Below are 25038 nucleotides of genomic sequence, written 5' to 3'. Positions count from 1 at the left end.
TTCGCGACTGGAGAAGCCGGTCAGCAAAGTCCCCGAGACGACAAAAACGCCCCAGCGCAGCAAGGCACGGGGCGTCGAAGATCTGGGCGTGCGGACACGCTGGAACTGCCTCGTCCTCCTGCGCGGGCCGCCCGCATCTCACGGGACCTTCGCTCTCTCCGCATCGCCGTCGCGAAACAACCGCAACATGGAGAGAAGACCAGCGGTCTTGGGTGGAACTACGACAAGCATACGGCATCCCACCTCGGACGTTCCACCAACCCCTACCCTCAGGCACGCGGCCCGGCGACGAGCCGGCGAACGCCCCACCGGCACCGGTGCGCCCCGTCGCTTGCCCGTGATCCGGTCCGCGCACCCCGACCGCGCGGACCAACTTCACCGGGCAGCCCCTCGCCTTGCCACACACGGCATCATGATTCACGTGGCCGACCCGAAACCCCCGCACCACGACCGATCGCCGGACGAAATCAGCAGGCGGGACCAACAGCCCGAGATCATCGACGCCGAGGTCGTCGACGAGGTGACCGACGAACCCTCCCGGCCCCGGTCCAGCCCGCAGGACGACGAATCCTTCCGCCAGTACCAGCAGTTCCTCGAATTCCAGAAGTTCCAGGAATGGCAGCGCGGCCAAGCGGGCGGCGACCTCCCACCCGAAGGCACCAGCGGCACGAACCCGCGCGGCCACACCCCCTGGTGGAAACGGCTGCTGCGACTGCTGCGCTTCAAATTCGTGCGTCGCGTGCTCTACCTGCTGCTCATCATGCTGTTGATCAACTGGGCGATCGGGTACTACTTCGGCAGCAGCGACGGCGGAAGCGGAAACAACGGAACCGGGGGTTCGCCACCACAAGCCACGCCCATCACGGCCACCAACCCCAAGGCCGCCATCCGGGCCGTCTACAACTACATCGCGCACAAGCCCGAAACGACCTGCGCGCTGTTCGACGACAGCGGCAAAGCCGCCTTCGCCTACGCCTACGGCACACCCAGCTGCGACGCCGCGGCCCGGCAGGCGAACGAAGACGTGACCGACCCCGGCGGATACGCCAGCCCCGGATTCGGCCCGGACGCCCTCCAGGAAACCCCGGACAAAGTCATCGTCGACTCGTGCGCCGCCGACATTCAGGGCGGACCGCCGCTCGGACGCTTCCAACTGGGCAGAGGCGCAGACGGCGGTTGGATCATCGAGAACTACGAAGCCCCGAAGTGCTGAAGCACCACCCCGCCGAACGAAAAGCGGACCGACCCCAATCGGGATCGGTCCGCTTCACGAGCATCGCCTGCGAAATCAGGCAGTCGCAGCCTCGGTGAGGTTGCGGGTACGAGTGGAGTCCACCGGGATGCCCGGGCCCATCGTCGTGGTGAAGGTGACCTTCTTCAGGTAACGGCCCTTCGACGTCGCCGGCTTGGCACGCAGAACCTCGTCGAGAGCCGCCGCGTAGTTCTCCACCAGCTTCTCGGTGTCGAACGAAGCCTTGCCGATGACGAAGTGCAGGTTGGACTGCTTGTCGACCCGGAAGCTGATCTTACCGCCCTTGATGTCCGCGACCGCCTTCGTGACGTTCGGGGTGACGGTGCCGGTCTTCGGGTTCGGCATCAGGCCACGCGGGCCGAGGACCCGCGCGATCTTACCGACCTTGGCCATCTGGTCCGGGGTCGCGATCGCCGCGTCGAAATCGAGCCAGCCGCCCTGGATACGCTCGATCAGGTCTTCCGACCCAACCGCGTCCGCACCGGCGGCCTCGGCCTCAGCGGCCTTGTCACCAGTGGCGAACACGATGACGCGTGCGGTCTTACCAGTACCGTGCGGCAGGTTCACGGTGCCGCGGACCATCTGGTCGGCCTTGCGGGGGTCCACACCCAACCGAACCGCGACCTCGACGGTCGGGTCCATGTTGGTCCGAGAGGTTTTCTGAGCCAGCCCCGCGGCCTCCAGCGGCGTGTACAAACGCGTCTGGTCGACCAGCTCGGCGGCCTGCAGATATGCCTTGCTGCGCTTTGCCATGTCTGTCCCTATCCGAATGGATCAGTTGTGGTCGGGGCCGCGCTGGAGCCCTCCCACTCTTGCTTCAAGCTTTTTACTCGCGGGCGAAGCCCACGTCAGCCTTCGACCTTGAGCCCCATCGAGCGCGCCGTGCCGGAGATGATCTTCTCGGCCTGGTCCATGGAGTTCGCGTTGAGGTCGACCATCTTGGCCTGCGCGATCTCGCGAATCTGGTCGATCGAGACCTTGCCGACCTTGGTCTTGTGCGGCTCACCGCTGCCCTTCTGGACACCGGCTGCCTTCAGCAGCAGCTTCGCGGCCGGCGGGGTCTTCAACTTGAAGTTGAAGGACCGGTCCTCGAACACGGAGATCTCGACCGGCACGACGTCGCCACGCTGGTTCTCGGTGGCGGCGTTGTATGCCTTGCAGAACTCCATGATGTTGACGCCGTGCTGACCCAGCGCCGGACCGACCGGCGGAGCCGGGTTGGCCTGGCCCGCCGAGATCTGCAGCTTGATGATCGCTGAAAGTTTCTTCTTCTTGGGCGGCATGTTTGCTTCCTGTGTGTGTCGCTATCCGGTTAATCGGCCAGGACGATCGTCCGCCGAATCTGCTGGCGATACCACGACACGGTGGCTTCGCCTGCTCCTGCGAGAGGTCCTGCCAGGCACTCCCGCAGCCGCCGCGCTCCGCTTGAGGGAGCCGGTCAGATCTTGGAAACCTGGTTGAACGACAGCTCGACCGGCGTCTCCCGGCCGAAGATCGACACCAGCACCTTCAGCTTCTGCGCGTCGGCGTTGACCTCGCTGATCGTCGCCGGCAGCGTGGCGAACGGACCGTCCATCACCGTGATGGACTCGCCCACCTCGAAGTCGACCTCCACCGAAGACTTCTGGGCGGCAGGCTCGGCGGCCTTCTTGCCCGTCTCCGGCTTCTTCTCCTTCTCCACCTGCGGCGCGAGGAACTTGAGCACCTCGTCGATGCTCAGCGGCGACGGACGCGAAGTCGCGCCGATGAACCCGGTCACACCCGGAGTGTTGCGAACAGCGCTCCAGGAAGGATCGTTGAGCTCCATCCGCACCAGGATGTAGCCAGGAAGGACCTTGCGCTGCACCAGCTTACGCTGGCCGTTCTTGATCTCGGTCACTTCCTCGGTCGGAACCTCGACCTGGAAGATGTAGTCCTCGACGTCCAGCGTCTGGGCTCGGGTCTCCAGGTTGGTCTTGACCTTGTTCTCGTAGCCCGCGTAGGAGTGCACGACGTACCACTCACCGGGCGCGCGGCGCAGCGCGGTGCGCAGCTCCTCGACCGGGTCGGTCTCCTCGGCCTCTTCTTCCGCGCTCTCGGCGGCTCCGCTCTCGGCTGCCTCACCCTGGGCGGCCTCGCCCTGGGAAGTCGAGTCGGTCGCGTCGCCGTTCCCCGAGTGGTCCTCGGCATCCTCGGCGTTCGCGTCGTCCGCGCTCTCGTCCTGAGCGTTCGTGTCGTCGGCGCCCGCGTCGTCGGCGTTCGAACCGGTGCCCTCACCGGAGTCGATGCCCGCGGAGTCGGCACTACCGTTCAACTCGGCGCTGGCGACGTCGGCGCCCTCGCCCGATCCGGTGGACGACACCTCGGCGGACTCCTCGGCCTTCGTGTCCACCTGCTCTTCGGACAAGCCGGTCAACTCCTGGCCCTCGTAGGAGGTCACAGTCGGTCTCGCTTCCTCTCGTGCGTTGCGTGCCGGATCGATGGCATCCACCGCCCCGCTCCATCGCGCGGGAACGGGGTGCTCAGCCGAACAACCAGAGCACGCCCTTCGCGAAGAGCAGATCCACGCCCGCGATGAACGACACCATGATCGTGACGAACACCAGTACAACCAGCGTGTAGGTCACCAACGACTTGCGCGTCGGCCAGATGACCTTGCGCAGCTCGGCGACGACCTCTCGCAGGAAGCGCACGATCTTGCGGAACGGCGAAACCCGACCCTGCCGACCGTCCCGTGAGGGAGTGGGTCGACCCTTTGACTCAGTTGTACGCGTTGAGCCGGACCCCGACTCGCTATCGCGGCCACCCTTTCGAGTGGACGGACGGTCAGAGGAACGACGCTCGCGCCGCGCGGCGGCGCCGGACGGTTGAGAAGCGTCCCGCTCCTCATCCGGTCCCTGGTCGCGGTCGTCGCTCACGCCATCCTCCGCTCAACCGTCTGCATCGACGCAGGGGTGACAGGACTCGAACCTGCAACCGCCGGTTTTGGAGACCGGTGCTCTGCCAATTGAGCTACACCCCTTCACGGCCGAAAACCGACCGCGCTTCGGACGCCTTTCACCCTACCTTGCCGCCCTGTGCAGACCGGACCACCCTTCGAAAACCGGGTCGGTCTGGCCCCGCACAACTCGGCCAGGCATCGGAACTGGCACCCAAGACCGAAAGTGTACGACACGAAGATGACCAAGCTCCAACCGCATCCCCCTCGTGTCCAAGATCCGCCAACCACCGGCCCGAACACGCCCCGTACGCCGAGTTCCACGCAGCGCCACCGGGTCGCCCGCGGGTCGCCCGCGCGGTGGAAGCGCGAGCACCACCGCAGCAGGTGCCCGCCACCGCCGGAACACCCTCCCGCGATCCCGTCCCACGCGATAACACCCGGCCGAGCGTGCGTGGGGAGCGTGTCCACCCGGCGACGCCTCTGCAAGGATGAAAAGCATGGCCGCACCTGAGACGCAATCCGAGAACACGACCGGTAAGCCGCGGGTCTCCGCACGCATCGGCGGGATCAGCGAATCCGCCACCCTGGCGGTCGACTCCAAGGCCAAGGCGCTGAAAGCAGCCGGCCGCCCGGTGATCGGTTTCGGTGCCGGTGAGCCCGACTTCCCCACTCCGCAGCCGATCGTGGACGCCGCGATCGACGCCTGCTCCGATCCGCGCAACCACCGCTACAGCCCCGCCGCCGGGCTTCCGGAACTGCGCGAAGCGCTGGTGGCCAAGACCGCCCGCGATTCCGGCTACAACGTCGACGCCAACCAGATCCTGGTGACCAACGGCGGCAAGCAAGCCGTTTACCAGGCATTCGCCACGCTGCTGGACCCGGGCGACGAAGTCCTGCTGCCCGCTCCGTACTGGACGACCTACCCCGAAGCGATCACGCTGGCCGACGGTGTTCCGGTAGTCGTCCCGACCGACGACAGCACCGGCTTCCTGACCGACGTCGAACAGCTCGAAGCCGCGCGCACCCCGCGCACCAAGGTTCTGCTGTTCAACTCGCCGTCGAACCCCACCGGGGCGGTCTACCCGCCCGAGCGGATCGAGGCGATCGGGCGCTGGGCCGTCGAGAACGGCATCTGGGTGATCACCGACGAGATCTACGAGCACCTCGTCTACGGCGACGCCGAGAACGTCTCCATGCCCGCCGTGGTGCCCGAACTGGCCGACAACTGCGTCGTGCTCAACGGGGTCGCCAAGACCTACGCCATGACCGGCTGGCGCGTCGGCTGGATGATCGGGCCGCAGGACGTCATCAAGGCCGCGACCAACCTGCAGTCGCACCTGTCGTCCAACGTTTCCAACGTCTCCCAGCGCGCCGCGCTGGCGGCCGTCAGCGGCTCGCTCGACGCGGTCGTCGAGATGCGCACGGCCTTCGACCGGCGCCGTCGCACGATCGTCGAGATGCTCTCGGCGATCCCCGGCGTGAGCTGCCCCGAACCGCAAGGCGCGTTCTACGCCTACCCGTCGGTGAAGGAACTGCTGGGCAAGGAGATCCGCGGCACCCGGCCGCAGACCAGCGTCGAACTCGCCTCGCTCGTCCTGGAACAGGCCGAGGTGGCCGTCGTCCCCGGCGAGGCGTTCGGCACCCCCGGCTACTTCCGGATGTCCTACGCCCTCGGCGACGAGGACCTGGCCGAGGGAGTCCGCCGGATGGCCGACCTGCTCGGAGAAGCGAAGTAACCGACCCGGCACGACGAACGCACGAGTGGGGCCTGCTCTCGCGAGAGCAGGCCCCACCGGTGTCTCAGCCGTCGGCGAGGCGCACCGTGGCGGTCGCGCCCCCGAGCACGCCCTGGCCCTCGCTGCGGGCCGTGAGGGTCACCCGCACGGTGCCGTCGTCGTTCTTCGCGGCGACCTTGCCACCGAACACCACAACAGCCCCCACGCCGTCGTCCGGGACGACGACCGGCCGGGTGAACCGCACGCCGTAGTGCACCAGTGCGGCGGGGTCACCGGCCCAATCACCGACCACGCGACCGGCCAGCGCCATCGTGAACATCCCGTGCGCGATCACATCGGGCAGACCGACCTCGGTCGCGAACCGCTCGTTCCAGTGGATCGGGTTGAAATCACCGGATGCGCCCGCGTAGCGCACCAGGTCCGCGCGCGTCACCGGGACACTGCTCTCCGGCAGCCGGTCGCCCTCGGAAACGTCGGAGAATCGAAGCCTCACGCCTGTTCACCTTCCTCCGCGCCGCGGACCACCAGCATCGACTTGGCCGTGCACACCGGCTCCCCGTCGACGGTGCCGATCTCGGCCCGCACCGTGAGGAACTCGTTGCCCGCGCGAGCCTTGATGTCGTCCACGTGCACCACCGTGGTCAGCCGGTCACCAGCGCGGATCGGGCGGTGGTGGCTGAACTCCTGGTGACCGTGCACCACCCTGCTGTAGTCCAAGCCGAGATCCGGGTCGTCCACGATCACGTCGTGGGCGCGCATCGAGAGGATCACCGCGAACGTCGGCGGCGCGATCACGTCCGGATGGCCGGCGGCGACGGCGGCCTCGGCGTCGCGGAACACCGGCGAATCGTCCTTGATCGCCGCGGCGAATTCCGCGATCTTCTCCCGGCCCACCTCGTAGGTTGCCGTAGGTGGGTACTTGCGTCCGATGAACGACAGATCGAGCGTCACATCGGGGACATTACCGGAGCCGATCGTGCCCGGACCTCGGGATGGCGGACGCGCTTCGGCAGAGCAGCCGGCGGCAGCCCGAGCGGGTCGGGGGCCCGACATGCGAAAACCCGCCTCGGCTATTGCCGGGCGGGCTTTCGTGTTTCGGCGAGCGAGCCGCTGAAGCTCAGCGGGTCTCCTTGTGCACTCGGTGCGTGCCGCAGTTCATGCAGAACTTCTTCATCGCCAAGCGGTCCGGGTTGTTACGCCGGTTCTTGTTGGTGATGTAGTTGCGGTTCTTGCACTCCTCGCACGCCAGCGTGATCTTCGGGCGGACATCGGTGGCGGCCACGGGGGTGCCTTTCTCTCTCGCGGGGTCACGGAACGGCTCACCAAGCAAACTGGCGAACCGATGTGTGGATGGTAGCGGTGGCCGGACTTGAACCGACGACACAGCGATTATGAGCCGCTTGCTCTACCGACTGAGCTACACCGCCGCGCTAGGACCCGTTCGCCGATCAACGCCAGCGATCAAGGAAATCCCACGCAAAACAGCCACGGTACTCATTCTACCGAGCACCGCGGCTGTCTTTCGAGCCCCAATACGGAATCGAACCGTAGACCTTCGCCTTACCATGGCGACGCTCTACCGACTGAGCTATTGGGGCGTGCCCTTGCGGAGCGATTAAAACTTTACACACCCCACGGAAGGCCTCGAACAGGGGGGTCCCCGAACCGAAAAACCCGCAGGTCAACGGGGAATCAGCGCCAATTCCCCCACGAACGGCCCGCACCGGAGTGGCCGAGCCGAAACGTGGAAATCGTCGGCTGCGCCCGCGAACAGGTGACCGCGAACACACAATCCCGCGTCGGGGCGAGTGCCGAACGCGAAAATCAGTGGACGAGGGTGAGCACCGTCTCGGACCGAGAACCGCTTCTCCGGACGGTCCGCGCCTGCAACCACGCTTCCAGCCGGTCCTCCGGCAGCGGGCGGGTGATGAGGTAGCCCTGGGCGACGTCGCAGCCCATGGTCACCAGCTGGTCCCGCGCGGCATCGTCCTCGACGCCCTCGGCGACCACGATCAGATCCAGCGAGTGCCCGAGCTCCACGATCGACCGCACCACGGCCATGTCGCTGAGGTCCGTTCCCATGCCGAGCACGAAACTTTTGTCGATCTTGACCTCGTCCACCGGCAACTGCCGCAGGTACGCCAGCGACGAGTAGCCCGTGCCGAAGTCGTCGACCGCGAGGACGACGCCCATCGCGTGCAGCCTGCGCAGCACCGGCATCGAGCGTTCCGGCTCCTCCATCACGCTGGACTCGGTCAACTCGAAGGTCAGCAGCTCGGGAGCGATGTCGTGCCGGGCCAGCGCCTCGGCGACCCGGTCCGGGAACGTCTCGTCGGCGAGGTTGCGCACCGACAGGTTCACCGCCACGGACATCCGCAGGCCCTGATCCAGCCACTCCCGCACCTTGACCAGCGCGCGTTCCATGACGAACGACGTCAACGCGTCGACCAGCCCCGTCGCCTCGACCACCGGCACGAACTCGTCCGGATCGAGCCGGCCGTACTCGGGATGCCACCAGCGCACCAACGCCTCGGCGCCCACCACCTGACGTGCGGGCAACGCCACCTTCGGCTGGTAATGCACCTCGACCTGACCCGAATCCAGCGCATGCCGGAACTGGGTCACCAGTTGGAACCGCCGCAGGAAGACCTGGCCCATCGCCGGGGCGTAACCGCGCACCCGATCCTTGCCGTTGCGCGCCGCGCGCACGGCGACGTCGGCGTGCTGGAGCAACGTGTCCACATCCGTCTCGGTCTCCGCGTCGATCGGGGATGACGACGCGAACCCCGCGACCCCGCTGGCTTCCATCACCAGTCGATCCAGCGGGTACGACTCGCCGATCAGCCCGCCGACCCGCTCGCCGACCTCGTGCGCCTCGGCCTCGGTGTGGTCGAGCAGCAGCACCGCGTAGGAGCTCGCCTCCAGCCGCGCCAGCGGCACCTCCGGGCCGAACGCCTCCCGCATCCGTTCACCCGCGGCCACGATCATGCGATCGCCCCACGCGTAGCCGAGCGCCTCGCTGACGGACGTGAGCAGGTCCAGATCGACCCGCAGCACGACCGCCGTTCTGCCGTTGCGGAGCTCACCGGCGGCGATCTCCCGGAATCCGGTGCGGTTGAGCAGCCCGGTCAGCGGATCGTGATAAGCGTCATGCCGCAGTCGGGCGAGCAGTCGCCGGTTGTCCATCGCGGTGGCCAGGTGGCTGGCGAGGGTGTGCAGCAGGCTGATGTCCGCACGTCCGAAACCACGCCACCTGCTCACCCGGTCGTGCACCTCGACGGCCCCGAGCAACCTGCTCGCGCCCCGGAGCGGTACCACCAGAGATTCGTAGGCTCCGCGCTGCCACAGGGCTCTGCGCACCTCGTCGGGTGCCTCCAGCGTGCGGAACGAGCGGACGTCACTGCCGGGCAGCTGGAGCAGCGGATCATCCCGCAGCGCCGTCGACGCGGCCTTCTGCGCCGCCTCCGGCAGCGGCTCGCCCGCCACCAGCGTGCTCACCTCACCGCTCGGCCCCAGGCGCAGCCGCAGCACCACCCGGGTGGCGTTGAGCTGCTCACGGATCCGTTCGGCCACCGGCTCCCACTCGCTGACCGAGGGACCGTCGTCCGAATCATCCGAATCGGAACGGGTTCGCGCGGCAGCCTGGCCGGACCGCGCGACGCTGAGGCTGACATCGCTGAGCGTCTCCAGGTCGCGCTGCTCGCGCAGCAGACCGGAGTACGCGCGGTAGAGCAGAGCGACCGCCACGGCGATCAGCGCGACCAACAGCCAACCCCACATGGTGCTGATCGCCACCTCGTAGCTGACCAGCGCCACGGACGTGTTGAGCAGACCGACGGCCAGCGTCCGCACCGCCAGCTGCGCACCGGCGGACACCCGCACCCCGCCGCCGAGCACGTGCAGCGCCGCGAGCGCGAACGCACAGCTGAGCAGCGGCGAGGTCAGGGTGCCGATGACCGGCCCGAACCAGATCGGCGCCTCGTCGACCAGTAGCTGGTGGACTGCCGAGGCGACCGCGAACGGGACGGCGATCTCCCAGCACATGACACCGGCGTTGTAGACGACGTGGGTCGCGGCGCGTCTGCCGACCTGGGCACCCAGCCCGGCGAGCAGGTTCGCGGCGAGGACCACCTCGAAGGGGGCGGTCAGCAGCCCAAGGAGCAGCGGAATCTCGGTGAACGAGATCGTCCAGCCGACCCGCTTCACGTCGACATCGATGGTCAGCTGCTCGGCGAGCAGGAAGCCGATCGCCAACAGCGGCCCGGCGATCAGCAGGTCGAGGCCGTACTCGAAATCGAGCCACGCGGAGGTCGCCACGGAGATGAGGAGTCCGGTGGCGAGCACGAACAGTGAGAATCCGGTGAACACTCGACGCCGCGCGGGGTCGACCTCGACGCGAACGGGCGGCCGGGGCGTCTCCCCGGATCTCTTGCGGCCGAGGGGGTGGTGACTCTCGATCATCCCCGCTCCTCTGCCTCGCAACACGAATGTCGCACCCGATTACGCGCCGATCGTGACTGACGACGGGCACGCTTCGCCAGGGGCGTTCTGGCCCTTTTGCGGGCACACGGAGCAATCCGCGGCACGGCATTCGGCGTAGTAACCGGAGCAAAGCTGCCGAATATCCGCACTGACCTGCGTGATTCGCGGCCACAACCCGTGGCGTCGGTCACCTCGATCCGGCTTGACGATCGAGCCGGAAAGACTGTGAGCCTTCCCGCAGCAACCCCAAGTAACGATCACGCTACGTGTCCAACTCCTACCCGAAGTGTCGAACGCGATAGCCGGTCGGGCGAACGAGTCACCCGAGGCCCAGATCCGCCAGGAAGTACCGCAGAGCTCGGTCCAGATCCGCCAGCCCCGACTCCTCCAGCACCACGTGCCCGGCACCGTTGAGCAACGCGAACCGGGCGGTCCCCGGGATGGCGTCGAAGAACGCGCGGGACAGCGACGGCGAGACCCACCTGTCCTCCGCCGGGTGCGCCAACAGCAGTGGCGGACCGGCGAACCGGTGCGGATCCACCACCGCCGCACCCCCGAGGAACGTTCGGACGAAGCTCAGCGGAACCCGCCTGCCGCCCCCCAACGGGTCGGAGCACATCAGGTTCGCGAACTGCTCGTGGTTCGACGCGGCCGCGAGATTGGCCACCCCGCGCAACGGAACCGGCACCGCCGACCGCAACGGCCCCGGCAGCAGCGCGAGCGAACTCGCCCACCGCCCCAATGCCGGGTTGGCCGCGAGCGCTCGCCGAACACCGTCCCGCCGCGCGTCCGCCAAGCACGTGACCACCACACCGGCAACGGCCGCAGGAGCCCGAGCGGCCACGTCGTACGCCAACAACCCGCCGGACCCCGTCCCGAACAGCACGATCGGACGCGCATCGGCCGACCGCTCGGCGGCGATCAGGTCGAGCACGCACCTGCGCCAACCCCCGAAGCCCACCCCGACCTCAGAACCGGACAACCCGAAGCCGGGCAGGTCCGGGGCCACGAACTCGAGGTCGGCCATCGCGGGCAGTCGCCCGTATGGCGCGAGCATCCGCCCGTAGGTGCCCGCACCGTGCAACGCGATCACCTTCGCGGGAGCCTGCGGGCGGGCCCAGCGATCGACGTGCACCGGCGTTCCGCGCCACGACCACCACTGCTCTTCCGGCGCACTCGTCTCGGCTGACCGCAGGCCACCGGGGAAATAACGTTGGTAGCGCAGCCAGTACGGGTAGTCCTCGTAGCTGGGACCGTGCGGATGGAACGACATCGCGGCGCGCGAAGGCACACCACGAACATACGGAGCTACTCAGCGGATGCACATCGGCCAAGAGCAGGCACGCATCTGGTTCCGGCGGTCCCGCGTGGCCAGACTGGCCACGGTCACCCCGCCCGGCCGGCCCCACCTGGTTCCCGTGACGTTCATCGTCGAGCAGGAACCTTCCGGATCGGACCTGATCGTCACCGCCGTCGACCACAAGCCCAAACGCGCCGGAACGCTCAAACGGCTGCGCAACATCACCGCGAACCCGAACGTCTCGCTGCTGGTCGACCACTACGACGACGACTGGTCACAGCTCTGGTGGGTGCGTGCCGACGGGCGAGCCGAGCTCGGCTCCGCCGACGATCACCCCGAACTCGTCGACACCCTGGCCGCCAAGTACTCGCAGTACCTCGAGCAGCGCCCCAGCAGCACGCTCGTCATCGTGCGAGTGCATCGGTGGAACGGCTGGAGCGCAACGCCGCCCGACGGGGAGCTCACGAACCGAACGGAGAACTGATCCGGACCACCCCGGAGTCGAGGTCGAGCGGGCCGGAACCGGCTTCGCGGTCGTCCTCCTTCGCGACCGCCACCCACGCCATCTGGTCGAGCCGATGGCGCGCGCCCGCGTTGAACAGGCCCTCCACCTCCAGCGTCGCCGAGGCTGCGGCGGAAACGGGCTCGCGGGCAGCCGCTTCGTCCACGGCGCGCAGCGCCTGCCTGCGCCGGGCACGAGCCGCGCGATCGATGGCCATCCAGCCACACTAGCCGCCTCGGAGAACGTCCCGAAGATGTTTCGGGTACCGGATCCGGGCCGCATCCGGGCCGCAAGGACAGCACCGCGAGGCCGCGCTTCCCGGCCGACCAGCACCGGACGCGAAGGGCCGCGCCGACGATCACGTTTCCACGTCGCTCCAGAGAAAGAAACGCTTGCCCTGGTTGTCCATGCAATCCACGAGCCGACCGTAGGGCTTGCGCTGCACCGGATCGGCCTCACCGCCCAGCTCGCGAGTGCATCGGACCGCGCGTTCGAGATCGTCCACCCGGAAGCACAGCACGACCTCGTTGCGCCGCGCCAGGCCCACACCGGTCATCGGCGAGACGTTCTCGACCTCCCACCCGCCGGGTGATGGACCCTGCGCGAACCGCCAGCCGAGGACCTGGCCGTAGAACTCCTTGGCCATCTCGCCGTCCCGCACGAGGAGCGTCACGTAGGACACCTCTCCCGGCGCCGACCGCCGCGGCCGGTCCACCGGCAACGGCCCGGGCGGCGTCAGCAACAACCAGCGGTGCCCGAAGGGGTCATCGATCCGGGCGACCCTGCCGTACGACTCGTCCCGTACCGCGCCCACCTGCGCAGCACCCTGTTCGCACGCTTCCCGCACGACCGAATCCACATCGGCGACCTGCAGGTGCAAGCCCACGCTCGCACCACCACGGCTGCGTGGGCTCAGCATCCCGATCTCCGGGGCCTCGTCGGCCAGCATCAGCACCGAGTCACCGATGGCCAGCTCGGCGTGCCCGATCCGGCCGTCGTCCATCAGGTACGGCTTGCCTCGCCGCCGGGCCCCGAACACCCGCACGTACCAGTCGATCGCCCGGCTCGCCTCGCGCACCACCACGTAGGCCGACAGGGTGTTCGCGTGGGTCTCGTCCGCAGACGACCCCGTGGAGCTCCGGCCCGTGGTCATCATTTCCTCCCCGTTCTTCCAACACCCCCGGTGACACTTCTCACCACTACGGTCTCCCGGTCCGCGCCCCACTGCACGGCGTGCGGGGTCTCCGGACGGGTGGCCGCTAAGCTCCCGGACGTGCAGGACCCGTACTACGTCCAGGTCGACACGGCCCGGCTCTCCCGGATGAACGCCGCGCTCGACGTCGTCGACGAGCACGCCGAGCTCAACCACCGGTACCGGCGGCTGATCACCGACTCCCGCAACGCCATGGGTGGCGAGACGGTGCGGCTGACGCAGGCGCGCGGCATCGCGAAGAAGCTGATGGTGCTGGTCAAAGCGGCCGGGGCGGACTTCGCCGACCAGCTGCCCGCCGCCGAGCGCCGCACGCTCACCGAAGGGCTCGAACAAGCCGACGAACTGATCTACGCCGACGAAGCGTGATCGACCTCCACTGCGGGAACCCCGTTGGGCAGTTCCGGCCGAGGAGGGCATATATGAAGGACCACACTTCGGATCCCAACACCGAGCAGATCACCATCTGGCGCAATCTCCTCGATTCGTTCGGCCAGCTCAGCGCCGCGTGGGGCGCCGCTGCCGAGGCGCAGCAGGAGGCGGACGCGGGGAAGGGACCCGCCGCCCACCAGCTGCCCGAGTCGCTGGTGGTGTCGTTCTCCCGGGCCGGGATGGAGGTGGCCGACGCGCTGGCCGGGGTGGCCACGGTGCTGTCCCACCAGAGCAAGCAGAGCGACTGGTTCGACGAGACCGCCGAAGCCATGCGGGCGGCCCGCGACAGCTGGACGCAGTCCCACGACGCGGCGGCAGCCCAGTACGACTCCGAACCGTCCGGTTCGTCGGACGGGTCGGCGGGCAGCTCCGAGGCGAACTCCTAGGCCGCCCGGACGGTCCGCGAGCCGACCCGCGTGGGCGAGCGGCTCGCGGAAACCGGCCGACCCGATTCGCGCGAAAACGATCGCCCGACCGGTTCGCGTTGCGAAACTGGTCGGGGGCGCGCACGCGTGCGCCCACAGGACGTACGGGAGCATTCGCGAATGAAGGTCCACCACCTCAACTGCGGCACGATGCGTCCACTCGGCGGCCGATTCGTTGACGGCCGTGACGGTGTGCTCCGCCGGGCCGAGATGGTCTGCCACTGCTTGCTGGTCGAGACCGATTCCACGCTGGTGCTGATCGAGACGGGAATGGGCACGCCCGCGGTCGCCCGCGCTCGCCCGCGCTCGCCGCGTTCGAAGGCATGCTCCAGACCGAGCGCAGACGCGGCTGGAACCAACGCAGGCTCCGGGACCTCGTCACCCAGCACGGCGACGAGGTCACCGTGTTTTCGGCGCACAACGGCGCGGAGTTCCGGCACCTGTCGACGACGACCGGCGAGCGGGACCGCTGACGGGGCTGAGGGGGCTGAGGGGGCTGAGGGGGCTGAGGGGGCTGAGGGGGCTGACGGTCAACCCAACAGCTTGTCCCACCAGGAACCTTTGCGCGGGTGGCGAATCTTCACGTCCCCGCCCTTCGACTTGCCGTGCAGAACGAAGTGCGGTCGGCCACGCGGCGGCCCGGTCGGCACGCGAGTGTCCAGGTTTCCCCAGCTCACCTCCAGTGCATTGCAGTCAAGGGTGGCCTGCTCCGGCACGATCAGCTTGGTCGAACCCATGGTGTCGTCGAGCTCGATGTCGACCACCTGAGACGAGTACACGGCTTCGGTGAAATCGAGCACCGTGTCGCTGAGCCGGGTGCGCACCCGCAGTGAAGCGGGCACCTGCCACTGTCCCTTGCGCTTCACCTCGGACCCGGTACCTCGGATCTCCGTGGGCTGTGCGGCTGCGGTGGGCCGTGCGGCTGCGGGGAACTGTGCCGGTTCGCCGGACTGCGGGTTTCGCTCCACAGCCTGCGCATCCGGCCGGGCCGAGGGGATGTCGGCGACGACGGCATCGAGGTCGCCCCGGGTCTTGGCGGCGAACACGGCACCGGTGCGTTCCTCGAACTCGGCGAGCGTGATGTATCACTCACCGACGGCGCGCTGCAGGAGCTCACCGGTGTGCTGCCGGTCGACGTCCGAAACCCGGAGATCGCGCTGTTCCACGAAATGATGATACGTGGTACTTCGCGACCGTCGGGATCGTTCCGCGGAAGAGCGCACCCAGACCGAACGCTGACCACGCAGACGAGTGGGCCGCGCGTGCACGCCGCCCGACCACGAACTCCGGCCCGAACTCATGCATACCTAGCCATATGGGCATAGCCTCGGAGACAGGAAGGACACGTTCCCGCCCGAGGATCGGCTCACATGACTACTGCACACCAGGAACACACCGGCCACGAACACGCCCACGGCGAAGGCTGCGGCCACGTGGCCGTGCCGCACGGCGACCACGTCGACTACGTGCACGACGGGCACCTGCACCGCACGCACGACGACCACTACGACGAGTGCGAACCGAGCGAGCACACCCCACACGACCAGCACGAACACGCCCACGGCGAAGGCTGCGGCCACGTGGCCGTGCCGCACGGCGACCACGTCGACTACGTGCACGACGGGCACCGCCACGCGGCCCACGACCGGCACTACGACGAACACTGACCGCGTCGCGCGGTCCGCAGGTGCCTCATGAACCCGGGTTCTCGCCGAGCACGCCCTCGTCGCTCGTCCGGCTGCTGGTGAAGACGTAGCGGCTCGGGCGTCGAGGGGGCGGTGCTCAGCGGCGAGATCGGTCCGTGTCGTGAGCTTCGGCCTGGAACCCGAGAGCACGGTAGTGCTCCAGCCATCGCTGACCTCGAATAGACGCCGGATCACCCATCAGGGATCCTGTGCGGTGAACAGGCCGGAGCAGGAGCGTTACAGGTCGAGTTCGTAGTAGAGCATCTGCGTCTCCGGTCTGTCCGGTTTCTCCAGATTGGTGAACCCGAGACTCTCGTACAACCCGCGCGCCGCGGTGTCGCTGGCAGCGGTGCCCAGCTCCATCGTCGTGGCTCCGCGTTCGCGAGCGATGCCCAATGCGGTCCGCATCAGCATCCGGGCGTGCCCCTGCCTGCGGCGATGGGGCACCACGTACAGCTCCTCCAGGAAGCACACCGGGGTCCCGGTGAGCACGTACTCGCGAAACCGCAACTGGGCCATGCCACCGTACGGCGGCCCGGCCAACACGAACACGCTGATCCCGCTCGCGATGTGCGCGCGAATGCGCGGGGCGAGCACCTCGGCGCCCGGCGTGTACTCATCGAACTCGACTTGAAAGCGATCGAGCAGATCGGCGACTTCACCCGCGTCGGCGGGCGTGGCCACACGGCTGCGCTCCGTTGGCGACGTCACCGAACAACCGTATCCCACCCGGGCAGCGTGCCCGACTCGCTGAGAACCCCCGACCGGACACCGCGATCAGCGGGTGCGTCCTGAGCTGGACCTGCACCGTCTCGCCTACCTGGTACGGGAAACTCTCAGTCGTCGGGGCCAGTCGTACTCCCGACGACCGTGAGCGAGACGATCCTCGGCTACGTGCGCTGCTCCACCGAGGAACAGGACCTCGCGCGAAACGCCAGCGGCCGGCCGAGCTCGGTGGCACGAGTGAGCCGTCCGAAGCCGGGTGCTGCTGTTTCTGCCTCAGGCCGTTTCACCGAAAGTGTTTCCTGCTGTGAGACACCGCAAGGTAGGTGCGTTTGCCGGAGTGGTGATGGCTAGGGTGTCGTCCGTGAGGGAGATGCTTGCCCGCAAGCGCGGCTGGAGAGTGCTGAGTGCGCTCCCGTTGGCACTGCTGGGGCTCTTCCTCGTGCAGGCCGTGTTGCTGCCCGCGCACGGTCTGCCAGCGCATGATGCCGTCATGTCCGCAGCCAGCACTTCCTCCCTGGGAGAGCACTCCGCTCAGACACCGCCCGTACCTCATGGCGAGGCCGGGCACGAGCACGGCGGTCATGGGCACGGCCCAGCCGATGGCGGGCCGGTGTGCCACGTGGGCCCCCACTACGCCGATGTCGCGGTGAACCGACTGGCGGACGACGAGTTCTCCGAGCTGGCCCTGGGTGTGCTGGTCCTGGCGACGGGGCTGCTCGCCGTTTCGCTGTTGCTGCCGAGGCCCCCGTCGTCCTGCTGGCGATGGTCCTCACGTCCGCACTGGCGCCCCGCCGGTGCGGCTCTCCTGGCGCACGTGTGCATCGCGCGCACCTGAGTCTTCTGCAGCGCCACGCGTCCTCTCTGCGTATCCGATAGCAACACGTCATCGACGTGGCGAGAGGCGACTCGCGGTGGGCTGAGCTGCCTGCGCCCGCAGGTGACTCCTGGCCACGCCCGGTGTCCCAGAAGCTTCGGAATCGCATCTTCCACGCCTGGCGCTGCTCGCTCGCATTCCCCGACAACTCGTCTTCTCAGCGAGCACGGCGCGAGGAACGCGCCGCGCCAGGAGGTTTTTCGCAATGATTCACGATTCGGTGATCGACTGTGTCGGATCGACCCCGATGGTCCGTCTGCAACGCTATTTTCCCGACCCCGAAGTGGAAGTGATCGCCAAGCTGGAGATGCTCAACCCGGGCGGCAGCATGAAGGACCGGCCGGCCCGGTTCATCGTCGAGCAGGGGCTGCGCGAGGGCACCCTGCGCCCGGGCATGCGCCTGGTGGAGAGCACGTCCGGCAACCTCGGCATCGCGCTGGCCATGGCGGCGGGTCTGCACGGGCTGTCATTCACCGCCGTGGTGGACCCGAAGACCTCGTCGACGAACCTGCGCCTGCTGGAGCTCTTCGGAGCCGAGGTGGAGATGGTCACCGAGCCCGACGGCACGGGCGGCTACCTGCACACCCGGGTTCGCCGTGCCCACGAGCTGGTGGCCTCCTGGTCGGACGCGGTGCTGGTGAACCAATACGCCAACGAGCTGAACTGGCGCGCGTACTACGAAACCGCCGGTCAGGAAATCCTCGATGCGGTCGAGGGGCCGATCGACTACCTCGTCGCAGCGGTCTCCACCACCGGGTCGATCCAAGGCATCGCGCGTCGCTTGCGACAGGAACACCCGGATCTGAAGGTGGTGGCGGTCGACGCCGTCGGCTCGGTCATCTTCGGTGCGCCACCCGCACCGCGACAGCTCCCCGGCTTCGGCGCCAGCCGCGTCCCGGAAATCCTCAACGCCGACGAGATCGATGAGGTGCTGCACGTCTCGGACGCGGAGTCGGTCGCCGGGTGCCGCCAGTTGCTGGCGACCGAGAAGATCTTCGCGGGCGGCTCCTCGGGGGCGGTGGTGGCCGGAGTCGAGCACTTGACGTCGCGGTTGGACCGTTCAGCGCGAGTGGTCACCCTGCTGCCCGATCGGGGGGAGCGCTACCTCGACCTCGTCTACGACGACGCCTGGGCCGCCGAGCTGAGGGACCCGTGGCAGGAGCCGGAACCGGCGGTCAGCCCGTGACCAGCACGCTTCGGACTCGAGAGCTCGGTGCGGTTCGAGGGCGGACGTCGAACTCCCACAGCAGGAACCTGGCCCTGCTGTGGGCAGGGCAGTTCGTCAACACCGCCGGGCTGATGATGCTGGTGCCGATCATGCCCTTCTACCTGCAGGGCATGGGCCTCCAGGGCGTTGCGGAGATCCAGACCTGGGCCGGGGTGGCCATCGCCGCCCCGGCCCTGGCCCTGACGGTGGCCACGCCGATGTGGGGCCGACTCGGTGACCGGATCGGCCGCAAGTGGATGGTCGTCCGAGCCCTGGTGGGGCTGGCGTTGGCGATGGCGGTAATGGCCGTCGCGACGGCTCCGCTGGTGCTGGTTGTCGGGCGCCTGCTGCAGGGCGCCCTCGGTGGGGTCGTCGAGGCCGCCGCGGCGTTCGCCGGATCGGCCGGTTCGGACAAGAGGCGCGGCTCGTCGCTGGGCAAGTCCTTCAGCGCCACCGCTGCCGGGGCGCTGATCGGCCCGATCGCCGGTGGCCTGTTCGTCGGGGCCGGCGGTTTGCGCCCGCTCATGCTCGTCATCGCCGCCGCGGCGGTGGTGCTCGCGGTGGGATGCGCTGCCGGTCTGCAGGAGCCGGAAGGGGGGCGATCCACCGGGGGGCAGCAGCCCCGGCGCGAGCGGCACGGGGTGATGCAGGTGCCCGGTGCGGTGCCGCTGGCCCTGGCCGCCGTCGGTGCCTACTTCGGCGTCTACGGCCTGATCCCCGTCTTCGCCGAGCACGTCAGCGGCATCGGCACGGCACCGAGTTCGGCGAGCGTGTGGGTGGGCGTGCTGCACTCGGTGATGTGGGGGGCCACCTTGTTCGGATCGTTCTGGTGGGGCAAGCGCAACGACGCCACCGGCCGACCGATCCGCACCTTCGCCTGGGCTGCGGGCGGCTGCGCCGTCAGCATCGCCGCGGTCGTGCTGCCGCTGGGCCCTGCTGCCCTGATCCCGCTGCGGCTCGTGCAGGGATTCTGCTTCGCCGCACTGGCCCAGTCGCTGTTCCTGCACTTCAGCCACCACGCCCCGGAGGAGCGCAAGAGCTCGTTCGTCGGGATGGCCAACAGCTTCCTGCTGGTCGGGCAGTCAGCGGGTCCCCTGCTAGCCGGGCCGCTGGTACTGGCGATGCCCGTCAGCGGTGCCGTTCTCGTGATGGCCGCAACCACTGGCCTGGCCTGCCTGCTGGCCCTCGGGCCGGCCCGAGGGGAGAAACACGCCCACTTCGGCGGAGACGGTGAAGACGGCACAGCTGCGGAAGAGACCGCACCGCTTCCCGCCGGCGGCCCCGCAAGGAGCCACGACGTGGTCGACGCAGCGGAATCGACCGCGCCGGTCCGCACCGGCGTTGAGGTGCGTCCTTTCTGCGCCTGGGTGCTCGCACCCGAGCGCCTGCGCCACTCCACCGGTCGGCATGCCACGCCGTGGAACCACGACGACGGCACCGGAGCGGAGGCCGGGAGGACCGCGCACGTGCTGGAGGAGTGGAAACGCCGGGGACTCCTCGTCCCCGAGCCGGGGCCATCCCTGTACGCCTACGAGCAGCGAGGACCGCGCGGATCGCAACTCGGCCTGCTCGCCGACGTACACCTCGACAGCCGCCTGCTCCCGCATGAGGAGGTGATTCCAGCTCGGGCAGAGAGCATGGCCGAGTTCATGCGCCTCGGTGCAGCGAACCTCCCCCCGCTGCTGCTGGGCTACTCCGGTGATGGGCGCACCCACGCTCACCTCGAACAGACCACTCGGCACGCACCGCTCGCAGAGCTGTCCACCCCCGATGGCCAGGCGCACCGGGTCTGGCGCTTCGACGCCGGCGGGGCGCGGGCCAAGATCGCTGATGAGCTCCGCGCGCGGGCCGCGTTCATCGCCGATGGCCACCACCGCTACGTGGCCGCGCGCCAATTCCGGCGGCAGCTCCACACCGCCGGGCACGGCCCCGGCCCCTGGGACTACGCGCCGGGTGTCCTCGTCGACACTCGGCGGAATCCTCTCGAACTCGGCCCCGTCCACCGGGTGCTGCCGCACACCGACCTCCGGCAGGCTCTCGCGACAGCCGGGAGGTGGTTCCGGATCGTCCCCCTGCGCGGTCCGCTGGAGGAATGGCTGGACGTGCTGCGGGTCCATGCCTCCCGCAGTCCGGCCTTCGTCGTCACCGCACCGAACAAGGGCTTCCTGCTCACCGACCCGCACCCGGGTTTCCTCAGCGGCGCGTCACGCCGGTCACCAGAACCCCTCCGCAACACCCACTTCGCTGCGCTGCAGGAACTGCTCACCACGTGGGGAGTACCGGACTCGCACCTCGGCTACGAAGCCAGCGCGACCAACGCGGTGCACTCAGTGCGACGCCGCGGCGGCATCGCGGTCCTGCTCACGGCCCCATCGCAGCGGGACCTGCGGACCGCTGCGGAAGCAGGAGTCCGATTTCCGTCCAAGACGACGTCTTTCGGTCCGACGCCCCACCCGTACCTCGTGCTGCGTACGCTTGAGACCAGAATGGGCTGAGGTGGAAGTTGTGAGACGCGTGCCTCCCGCTCAGGTGTGCGCCGGTGCTGCTCGACACTGGTCGTCGCAGCTCGACCCGGTCGCGCCTCCGAGGCGCAGGGGTGTGCCGCGGAGGTCGGCCCTCGGACGGTGGTGCCTGCTGGTGCTGCTCGCCCTCGGGGTGGTGGCGATGCACCACGCGCCGTTCAGCCACGGGTCTTCCGCCGGTGCCGCACAGCCCGTGGTGCCCCCGGCTGTCGACTCCTCGCACCACCTCGCCTTCGACGACGCGGCTCGATCCCTCGCTGTCGCGGAGGGCTTCGAGGCGGTGTTCTCCGCGCCATTAACAGCCGCAGAGACGAAGTCGAGAACGGGCCACGGGGAGCTGCTGCACCTGTGTCTCGCGATTCTTGCGGGAGCAGCGGTTTTCCTCGTCTCACTCGTGCTGCTGGCGACGATTCCACCTCCTTCGAGCTCGGCCCGATCAAGTGGGAATCAGGTCCTCCCGCGGATTCGGCCGCCTCCGCCCGTGCTGCGAAGACTCGCCGTGTTGTGCGTGCTTCGACTGTGATCACCGCTGCACCGCAGCGGTCTGCGAACCGCTGCGCAAGCGGACTCGGTCGACCAAATACGTACGCGCAGACGAAGAGGATTCCAGGATGAACACCAATCGCGCAGTGGGCGCTTCGATCGTCGCGGTGGCCGCGGCTGTCCTCGTGGCCGGTTGCGGAGGAGCCGAGCAGGAGGGCATGTCGGGCATGCACCACGGCACCCCGCCGAGCGCCTCGCAGCCCCCGGCCAAGGCGGGGCAGCACAACGATGCCGACGTGGTCTTCGCCCAGGGCATGATCCCGCACCACGCCCAGGCGGTGGAGATGTCCCGGCTCGCCCCGGAACGGGCGCGCTCCCCGCAGGTCAAAGACCTCGCCCGCCAGATCGAAGCTGCCCAGGGACCCGAGATCGAGATGCTGACCGGATGGTTGCGCAGCTGGGGCGTCGAAGCCCCGCACGGTGACATGCCCGGCATGGGGCACGAGGGTATGCACGGCATGGATCACGGCAGCATGCCTGACCAGGACATGCCCGGCGCGGGGCACGGCGGCATGCAGGGCATGATGACGCCGGAGGACATGCAGCGGCTCTCACAGGCCAGGGGCGCCGACTTCGACCGCGCGTTCCTGACGATGATGATCGCCCACCACGAGGGCGCGGTGGACATGGCCCGCACCGAGCTGGAGCAGGGGCAGTTCCCGGAGGCCAAGAAGATGGCCCAGCAGATCATCGACACCCAGCAAGCCGAGATCGACACCATGCGGGGCCTGTTGCAGCAGAGCTGACCGACAGGCGGCTCGCAGCGGTTTTCCGCTGATACGGAGGTGGCCCCGGCGCGTGTTCGCGCCCGGGCCACCTCGGTTGCGCCCCTAGCGAGGCGCGGCAGCGGTGAGAGCGGGCTGGCGCGGCTGGCTTTCCGGCCCGGGAGCGTCCGCGAGGGTGCTGCGGAAGCGGCGCAGGCGCAGGCTGTTGGCCACGACGAAGACGCTGGAGAAGCCCATCGCCGCACCGGCGATCATGGGATTGAGCAGGCCGGCTGCGGCCAGCGGCAGGGCGGCGACGTTGTAGGCGAAGGCCCAGAACAGATTGCCCTTGATCGTGCCCAGGGTGCGGCGGGAGAGCCTGATCGCGTCGACGGCCGCGCGCAGGTCGCCGCGGACCAGGGTCAGGTCGGAGGCCTCGATGGCGACGTCGGTGCCGGTGCCCATGGCCAGACCGAGGTCGGCCTGAGCGAGCGCGGCGGCGTCGTTGATGCCGTCACCAACCATCGCCACCACGCGGCCCTGCTGCTGCAGCCGCGTGACGACGTCCACCTTGTCTTGCGGGAGCACTTCGGCGATGACCTCGTCGATGCCGACCTCGGCGGCCACGGTGCGGGCCACCCGCTCGTTGTCGCCGGTGAGCAGCACCGGCGTCAGGCCGAGTGCGCGCAGCTGCGCAACGGCTTCGGTGGAGGTGGGCTTGATCGTGTCGGCGACTTCGAGAACCGCCCGCGCCGCACCGTCCCAGGCCACCGCGACCGCGGTGCGGCCCTGCCTCTCGGCTGTGGATTGCGCGGCAAGAAGCTCCTCGGGGAGTGGCTGGCTCCACTGCTCCAGCAGCGCGGGCCGCCCGACGAGCACGGCGTGCCCGTCGACGACTGCCTGCACGCCGAGACCCTCGATGTTGGTGAACTCCTCCACGGTGGGGAGGGCACCGATCCGCTCGGCCGCACCGCGTGCGATCGCTTGCGCCAGCGGGTGCTCGGAGGCGTCTTCGGCGGCTCCGGCCAGCCGCAACGCCACGTCTTCGTCCTCGCCGGTGGCCGCGTGCACCGCGACCAGGGACATCTGCCCGGTGGTGACGGTGCCGGTCTTGTCGAGCACCACGGTATCGATGCGCCGGGTGGACTCGAGCACCTCAGGGCCCTTGATCAACACTCCCATCTGGGCGCCTCGGCCGGTGCCGACCAGCAGCGCGGTCGGGGTGGCCAGGCCGAGTGCGCAGGGGCAGGCGATGATCAGCACCGCGACCGCGGCGGTGAACGCGACCGTCGCACCGGCCCCGGTGAACAGCCAGAAGGCCAAAGTTGTGAGGGCCAGCGCGATCACGGTCGGCACGAAGACCGCGGAGATGCGGTCGGCGAGCCGCTGCACGGCGGCCTTGCCGGCCTGGGCATCTTCCACGAGCTTGGCCATCTGGGCGAGCTGGGTCTCCGAGCCGACTCGGGTGGCCCGCACGACCAGCCGCCCTGCCGCGTTGATGGTGGCGCCCACCACGGAATCGCCCTCGGCCACCTCGACCGGAACGGATTCGCCGGTGAGCATGCTGACGTCCACGGCGGAGCTGCCGTCCTCGACGACCCCGTCGGTGGCGATCTTCTCGCCGGGGCGGACGACGAAGCGGTCCCCGACGGTGAGCCGGTCGCTGGGGAGGCGCACCTCGCGGTCGTCCCGCAGGACCGTCACTTCTTTGGCGCCGAGTTCGAGCAGCGCGCGCAGCGCCGCGCCGGCGCGGCGCTTGGAGCGGGCCTCGAAGTAGCGGCCGGCCAGGATGAACGTGGTCACCCCGGCGGCCACTTCGAGGTAGATGTTCCCGGCACCGCTTCCCGGCTGGCCGGTCAGCTCGAACGGATGCGTCATGCCGGGCATGCCGGCGGTGCCGAAAAGCAGGGCGTACAGCGACCAGGCGAAGGCCGCCAGGGTGCCCATCGAGATCAGGGTGTCCATCGTGACCGCGCCGTGGCGCAGGTTCGTCCACGCGGCCCGGTGGAACGGCCACGCTCCCCACACGACCACGGGCGCGGCCAGCGCCAGCGAGATCCACTGCCAGTGGGTGAACTGCAGGACCGGCGCCATCGCCAGGACGATGACCGGAACGGACAGCACCGCGGAGATGATGAGCCGGTCCCGCAGCGACCTCGTCGGATCCTCGGGTTCGCTCGCGGAGGAGGTATCCCCCTGTGCGGGCGGGAGCGCGGTGGTGTAGCCGGCGGCCTCGACCTGGTCGACGAGCTGTTGCGGGTCCAGGCCTTCGGGGTAGGTGACCTGGGCTTTTTCAGTGGCGTAGTTGACCGTGGCGGTCACCCCGTCGAGCTTGCCCAGCTTCCGTTCGATGCGGGCCGCGCACGAGGCGCACGTCATGCCACTGATGGCCAGTTCGATCTGCTGCCCGGCTGGTGCTGAGCGATCGGTGGTGGTGCTCATCGAATTCCTCCTGCGCGCCTATGATGCCCGGTGGGCGGTTTCGCGGCCGCGGGCGACACCGAGGAAGAGCCGGTGC

Annotated in this window: 26 protein-coding genes and 3 tRNA genes; 12 read left to right on the top strand and 17 right to left on the bottom strand. The window is 68.8% G+C overall.

All coding sequences use genetic code 11. From position 1 onward, the window contains the following. The first annotated feature begins 421 nt into the window (after positions 1 to 421). Complete coding sequence (locus ACYVAN_RS17615; RefSeq protein ID WP_460960957.1) at positions 422 to 1213, top strand: hypothetical protein; 792 nt, start codon at positions 422 to 424, stop codon at positions 1211 to 1213. A 75-nt stretch (positions 1214 to 1288) separates the two neighbouring features. Here the strand turns inward: ACYVAN_RS17615 and rplA are convergent, their stop codons facing one another. The 5 genes from rplA to ACYVAN_RS17590 form a co-directional block, all read right to left on the bottom strand. Next, positions 1289 to 2005 carry a 50S ribosomal protein L1 gene (gene rplA / locus ACYVAN_RS17610; protein ID WP_460960955.1) on the bottom strand — a complete coding sequence of 239 codons (717 nt, stop codon included), beginning with the start codon at positions 2003 to 2005 and terminating at the stop codon, positions 1289 to 1291. Between the two features lie 95 nt (positions 2006 to 2100). Beyond that, a complete protein-coding gene (rplK, locus tag ACYVAN_RS17605; protein ID WP_460960953.1) occupies positions 2101 to 2535 on the bottom strand; it encodes a 50S ribosomal protein L11 in 435 nt (144 codons plus the stop codon). Positions 2536 to 2690: 155 nt separating this feature from the next. Then, entirely contained in the window at positions 2691 to 3671 is a 981-nt protein-coding gene (gene nusG / locus ACYVAN_RS17600; RefSeq protein WP_460960951.1) for a transcription termination/antitermination protein NusG, read from the bottom strand. An 82-nt stretch (positions 3672 to 3753) separates the two neighbouring features. Further along, complete coding sequence (gene secE / locus ACYVAN_RS17595; protein WP_460960949.1) at positions 3754 to 3924, bottom strand: preprotein translocase subunit SecE; 171 nt, start codon at positions 3922 to 3924, stop codon at positions 3754 to 3756. Positions 3925 to 4180: 256 nt separating this feature from the next. Next, a tRNA-Trp gene (locus ACYVAN_RS17590) sits at positions 4181 to 4253 on the bottom strand. A gap of 416 nt (positions 4254 to 4669) precedes the next feature. Here ACYVAN_RS17590 and ACYVAN_RS17585 point away from each other — a divergent pair. Next, positions 4670 to 5908 (top strand): pyridoxal phosphate-dependent aminotransferase, encoded by a 1239-nt coding sequence (locus ACYVAN_RS17585; RefSeq protein ID WP_460960948.1) that lies wholly within the window; start codon positions 4670 to 4672, stop codon positions 5906 to 5908. A gap of 64 nt (positions 5909 to 5972) precedes the next feature. Here ACYVAN_RS17585 and ACYVAN_RS17580 read toward each other — a convergent pair whose 3' ends face one another. From ACYVAN_RS17580 to ACYVAN_RS17550, 7 genes are all read right to left on the bottom strand, one after another. After that, on the bottom strand, positions 5973 to 6401 hold the full coding sequence (locus tag ACYVAN_RS17580; protein ID WP_460960946.1) for a MaoC family dehydratase: 429 nt from the start codon (positions 6399 to 6401) through the stop codon (positions 5973 to 5975). After that, positions 6398 to 6859: an FAS1-like dehydratase domain-containing protein gene (locus ACYVAN_RS17575; RefSeq protein ID WP_460960944.1), complete on the bottom strand. Its 462-nt coding sequence runs from the start codon at positions 6857 to 6859 to the stop codon at positions 6398 to 6400. Before ACYVAN_RS17575 ends, ACYVAN_RS17580 begins: the two co-directional genes overlap by 4 nt. A gap of 166 nt (positions 6860 to 7025) precedes the next feature. Then, the gene (gene rpmG, locus ACYVAN_RS17570; RefSeq protein ID WP_460960942.1) at positions 7026 to 7190 is read right to left on the bottom strand and encodes a 50S ribosomal protein L33; all 165 of its coding nucleotides are present in this window, start codon (positions 7188 to 7190) and stop codon (positions 7026 to 7028) included. Between the two features lie 69 nt (positions 7191 to 7259). After that, positions 7260 to 7335, bottom strand: a tRNA-Met gene (locus ACYVAN_RS17565). Between the two features lie 98 nt (positions 7336 to 7433). Then, positions 7434 to 7506, bottom strand: a tRNA-Thr gene (locus ACYVAN_RS17560). 226 nt (positions 7507 to 7732) lie between these two features. Continuing rightward, positions 7733 to 10369: a putative bifunctional diguanylate cyclase/phosphodiesterase gene (locus tag ACYVAN_RS17555; RefSeq protein ID WP_460960940.1), complete on the bottom strand. Its 2637-nt coding sequence runs from the start codon at positions 10367 to 10369 to the stop codon at positions 7733 to 7735. A 340-nt stretch (positions 10370 to 10709) separates the two neighbouring features. After that, a complete protein-coding gene (locus ACYVAN_RS17550; protein WP_460960938.1) occupies positions 10710 to 11681 on the bottom strand; it encodes an alpha/beta hydrolase in 972 nt (323 codons plus the stop codon). A gap of 28 nt (positions 11682 to 11709) precedes the next feature. On the opposite strand from ACYVAN_RS17550, the gene ACYVAN_RS17545 reads away from it, so the two are divergent. Further along, positions 11710 to 12174: a TIGR03668 family PPOX class F420-dependent oxidoreductase gene (locus ACYVAN_RS17545; RefSeq protein WP_460960936.1), complete on the top strand. Its 465-nt coding sequence runs from the start codon at positions 11710 to 11712 to the stop codon at positions 12172 to 12174. Here ACYVAN_RS17545 and ACYVAN_RS17540 read toward each other — a convergent pair. Continuing rightward, the gene (locus ACYVAN_RS17540; protein ID WP_460960934.1) at positions 12152 to 12409 is read right to left on the bottom strand and encodes a hypothetical protein; all 258 of its coding nucleotides are present in this window, start codon (positions 12407 to 12409) and stop codon (positions 12152 to 12154) included. The genes ACYVAN_RS17545 and ACYVAN_RS17540 overlap by 23 nt on opposite strands. Positions 12410 to 12550: 141 nt before the next feature. Then, a complete protein-coding gene (locus tag ACYVAN_RS17535; RefSeq protein ID WP_460960932.1) occupies positions 12551 to 13345 on the bottom strand; it encodes a VOC family protein in 795 nt (264 codons plus the stop codon). A 120-nt stretch (positions 13346 to 13465) separates the two neighbouring features. Between ACYVAN_RS17535 and ACYVAN_RS17530 the strand changes: the two genes are divergently transcribed. From ACYVAN_RS17530 to ACYVAN_RS17520, 3 genes are all read left to right on the top strand, one after another. Next, positions 13466 to 13771: a hypothetical protein gene (locus ACYVAN_RS17530; protein ID WP_460960930.1), complete on the top strand. Its 306-nt coding sequence runs from the start codon at positions 13466 to 13468 to the stop codon at positions 13769 to 13771. Positions 13772 to 13824: 53 nt separating this feature from the next. Beyond that, positions 13825 to 14220 carry a hypothetical protein gene (locus tag ACYVAN_RS17525; RefSeq protein WP_460960928.1) on the top strand — a complete coding sequence of 132 codons (396 nt, stop codon included), beginning with the start codon at positions 13825 to 13827 and terminating at the stop codon, positions 14218 to 14220. Positions 14221 to 14582: 362 nt separating this feature from the next. Then, the gene (locus ACYVAN_RS17520) at positions 14583 to 14732 is read left to right on the top strand and encodes a hypothetical protein (protein WP_460960927.1); all 150 of its coding nucleotides are present in this window, start codon (positions 14583 to 14585) and stop codon (positions 14730 to 14732) included. 57 nt (positions 14733 to 14789) lie between these two features. Here the strand turns inward: ACYVAN_RS17520 and ACYVAN_RS17515 are convergent, their stop codons facing one another. Then, positions 14790 to 15341, bottom strand: coding sequence for a DUF1707 SHOCT-like domain-containing protein (locus ACYVAN_RS17515; RefSeq protein ID WP_460961579.1), 552 nt, complete (start codon positions 15339 to 15341; stop codon positions 14790 to 14792). Positions 15342 to 15629: 288 nt separating this feature from the next. Here ACYVAN_RS17515 and ACYVAN_RS17510 point away from each other — a divergent pair, with 288 nt between their 5' ends. Then, positions 15630 to 15926 (top strand): hypothetical protein, encoded by a 297-nt coding sequence (locus ACYVAN_RS17510; RefSeq protein ID WP_460960925.1) that lies wholly within the window; start codon positions 15630 to 15632, stop codon positions 15924 to 15926. 255 nt (positions 15927 to 16181) lie between these two features. On the opposite strand, the gene ACYVAN_RS17505 is transcribed toward ACYVAN_RS17510, so the two are convergent. Beyond that, entirely contained in the window at positions 16182 to 16655 is a 474-nt protein-coding gene (locus ACYVAN_RS17505; protein ID WP_460960923.1) for a GNAT family N-acetyltransferase, read from the bottom strand. A gap of 376 nt (positions 16656 to 17031) precedes the next feature. On the opposite strand from ACYVAN_RS17505, the gene ACYVAN_RS17500 reads away from it, so the two are divergent. From ACYVAN_RS17500 to ACYVAN_RS17480, 5 genes are all read left to right on the top strand, one after another. After that, entirely contained in the window at positions 17032 to 17505 is a 474-nt protein-coding gene (locus ACYVAN_RS17500; RefSeq protein ID WP_460960921.1) for a hypothetical protein, read from the top strand. A gap of 244 nt (positions 17506 to 17749) precedes the next feature. Then, entirely contained in the window at positions 17750 to 18730 is a 981-nt protein-coding gene (gene sbnA, locus ACYVAN_RS17495; protein WP_460960919.1) for a 2,3-diaminopropionate biosynthesis protein SbnA, read from the top strand. Then, on the top strand, positions 18727 to 21246 hold the full coding sequence (locus ACYVAN_RS17490) for an MFS transporter (protein ID WP_460960917.1): 2520 nt from the start codon (positions 18727 to 18729) through the stop codon (positions 21244 to 21246). The genes sbnA and ACYVAN_RS17490 overlap by 4 nt, the downstream gene beginning before the upstream one ends. A gap of 103 nt (positions 21247 to 21349) precedes the next feature. Next, on the top strand, positions 21350 to 21796 hold the full coding sequence (locus ACYVAN_RS17485) for a hypothetical protein (protein ID WP_460960915.1): 447 nt from the start codon (positions 21350 to 21352) through the stop codon (positions 21794 to 21796). An 88-nt stretch (positions 21797 to 21884) separates the two neighbouring features. After that, complete coding sequence (locus tag ACYVAN_RS17480) at positions 21885 to 22562, top strand: DUF305 domain-containing protein (protein WP_460960914.1); 678 nt, start codon at positions 21885 to 21887, stop codon at positions 22560 to 22562. Between the two features lie 84 nt (positions 22563 to 22646). Here ACYVAN_RS17480 and ACYVAN_RS17475 read toward each other — a convergent pair whose 3' ends face one another. Further along, positions 22647 to 24962: a heavy metal translocating P-type ATPase gene (locus tag ACYVAN_RS17475; protein ID WP_460960912.1), complete on the bottom strand. Its 2316-nt coding sequence runs from the start codon at positions 24960 to 24962 to the stop codon at positions 22647 to 22649. Positions 24963 to 25038 lie beyond the last annotated feature (76 nt).

Source organism: Parasphingorhabdus pacifica (assembly GCF_054779195.1).
The sequence above is the reverse complement of the archived record's forward strand: the minus strand, read 5'-3'. Positions and strand labels throughout refer to the sequence as shown.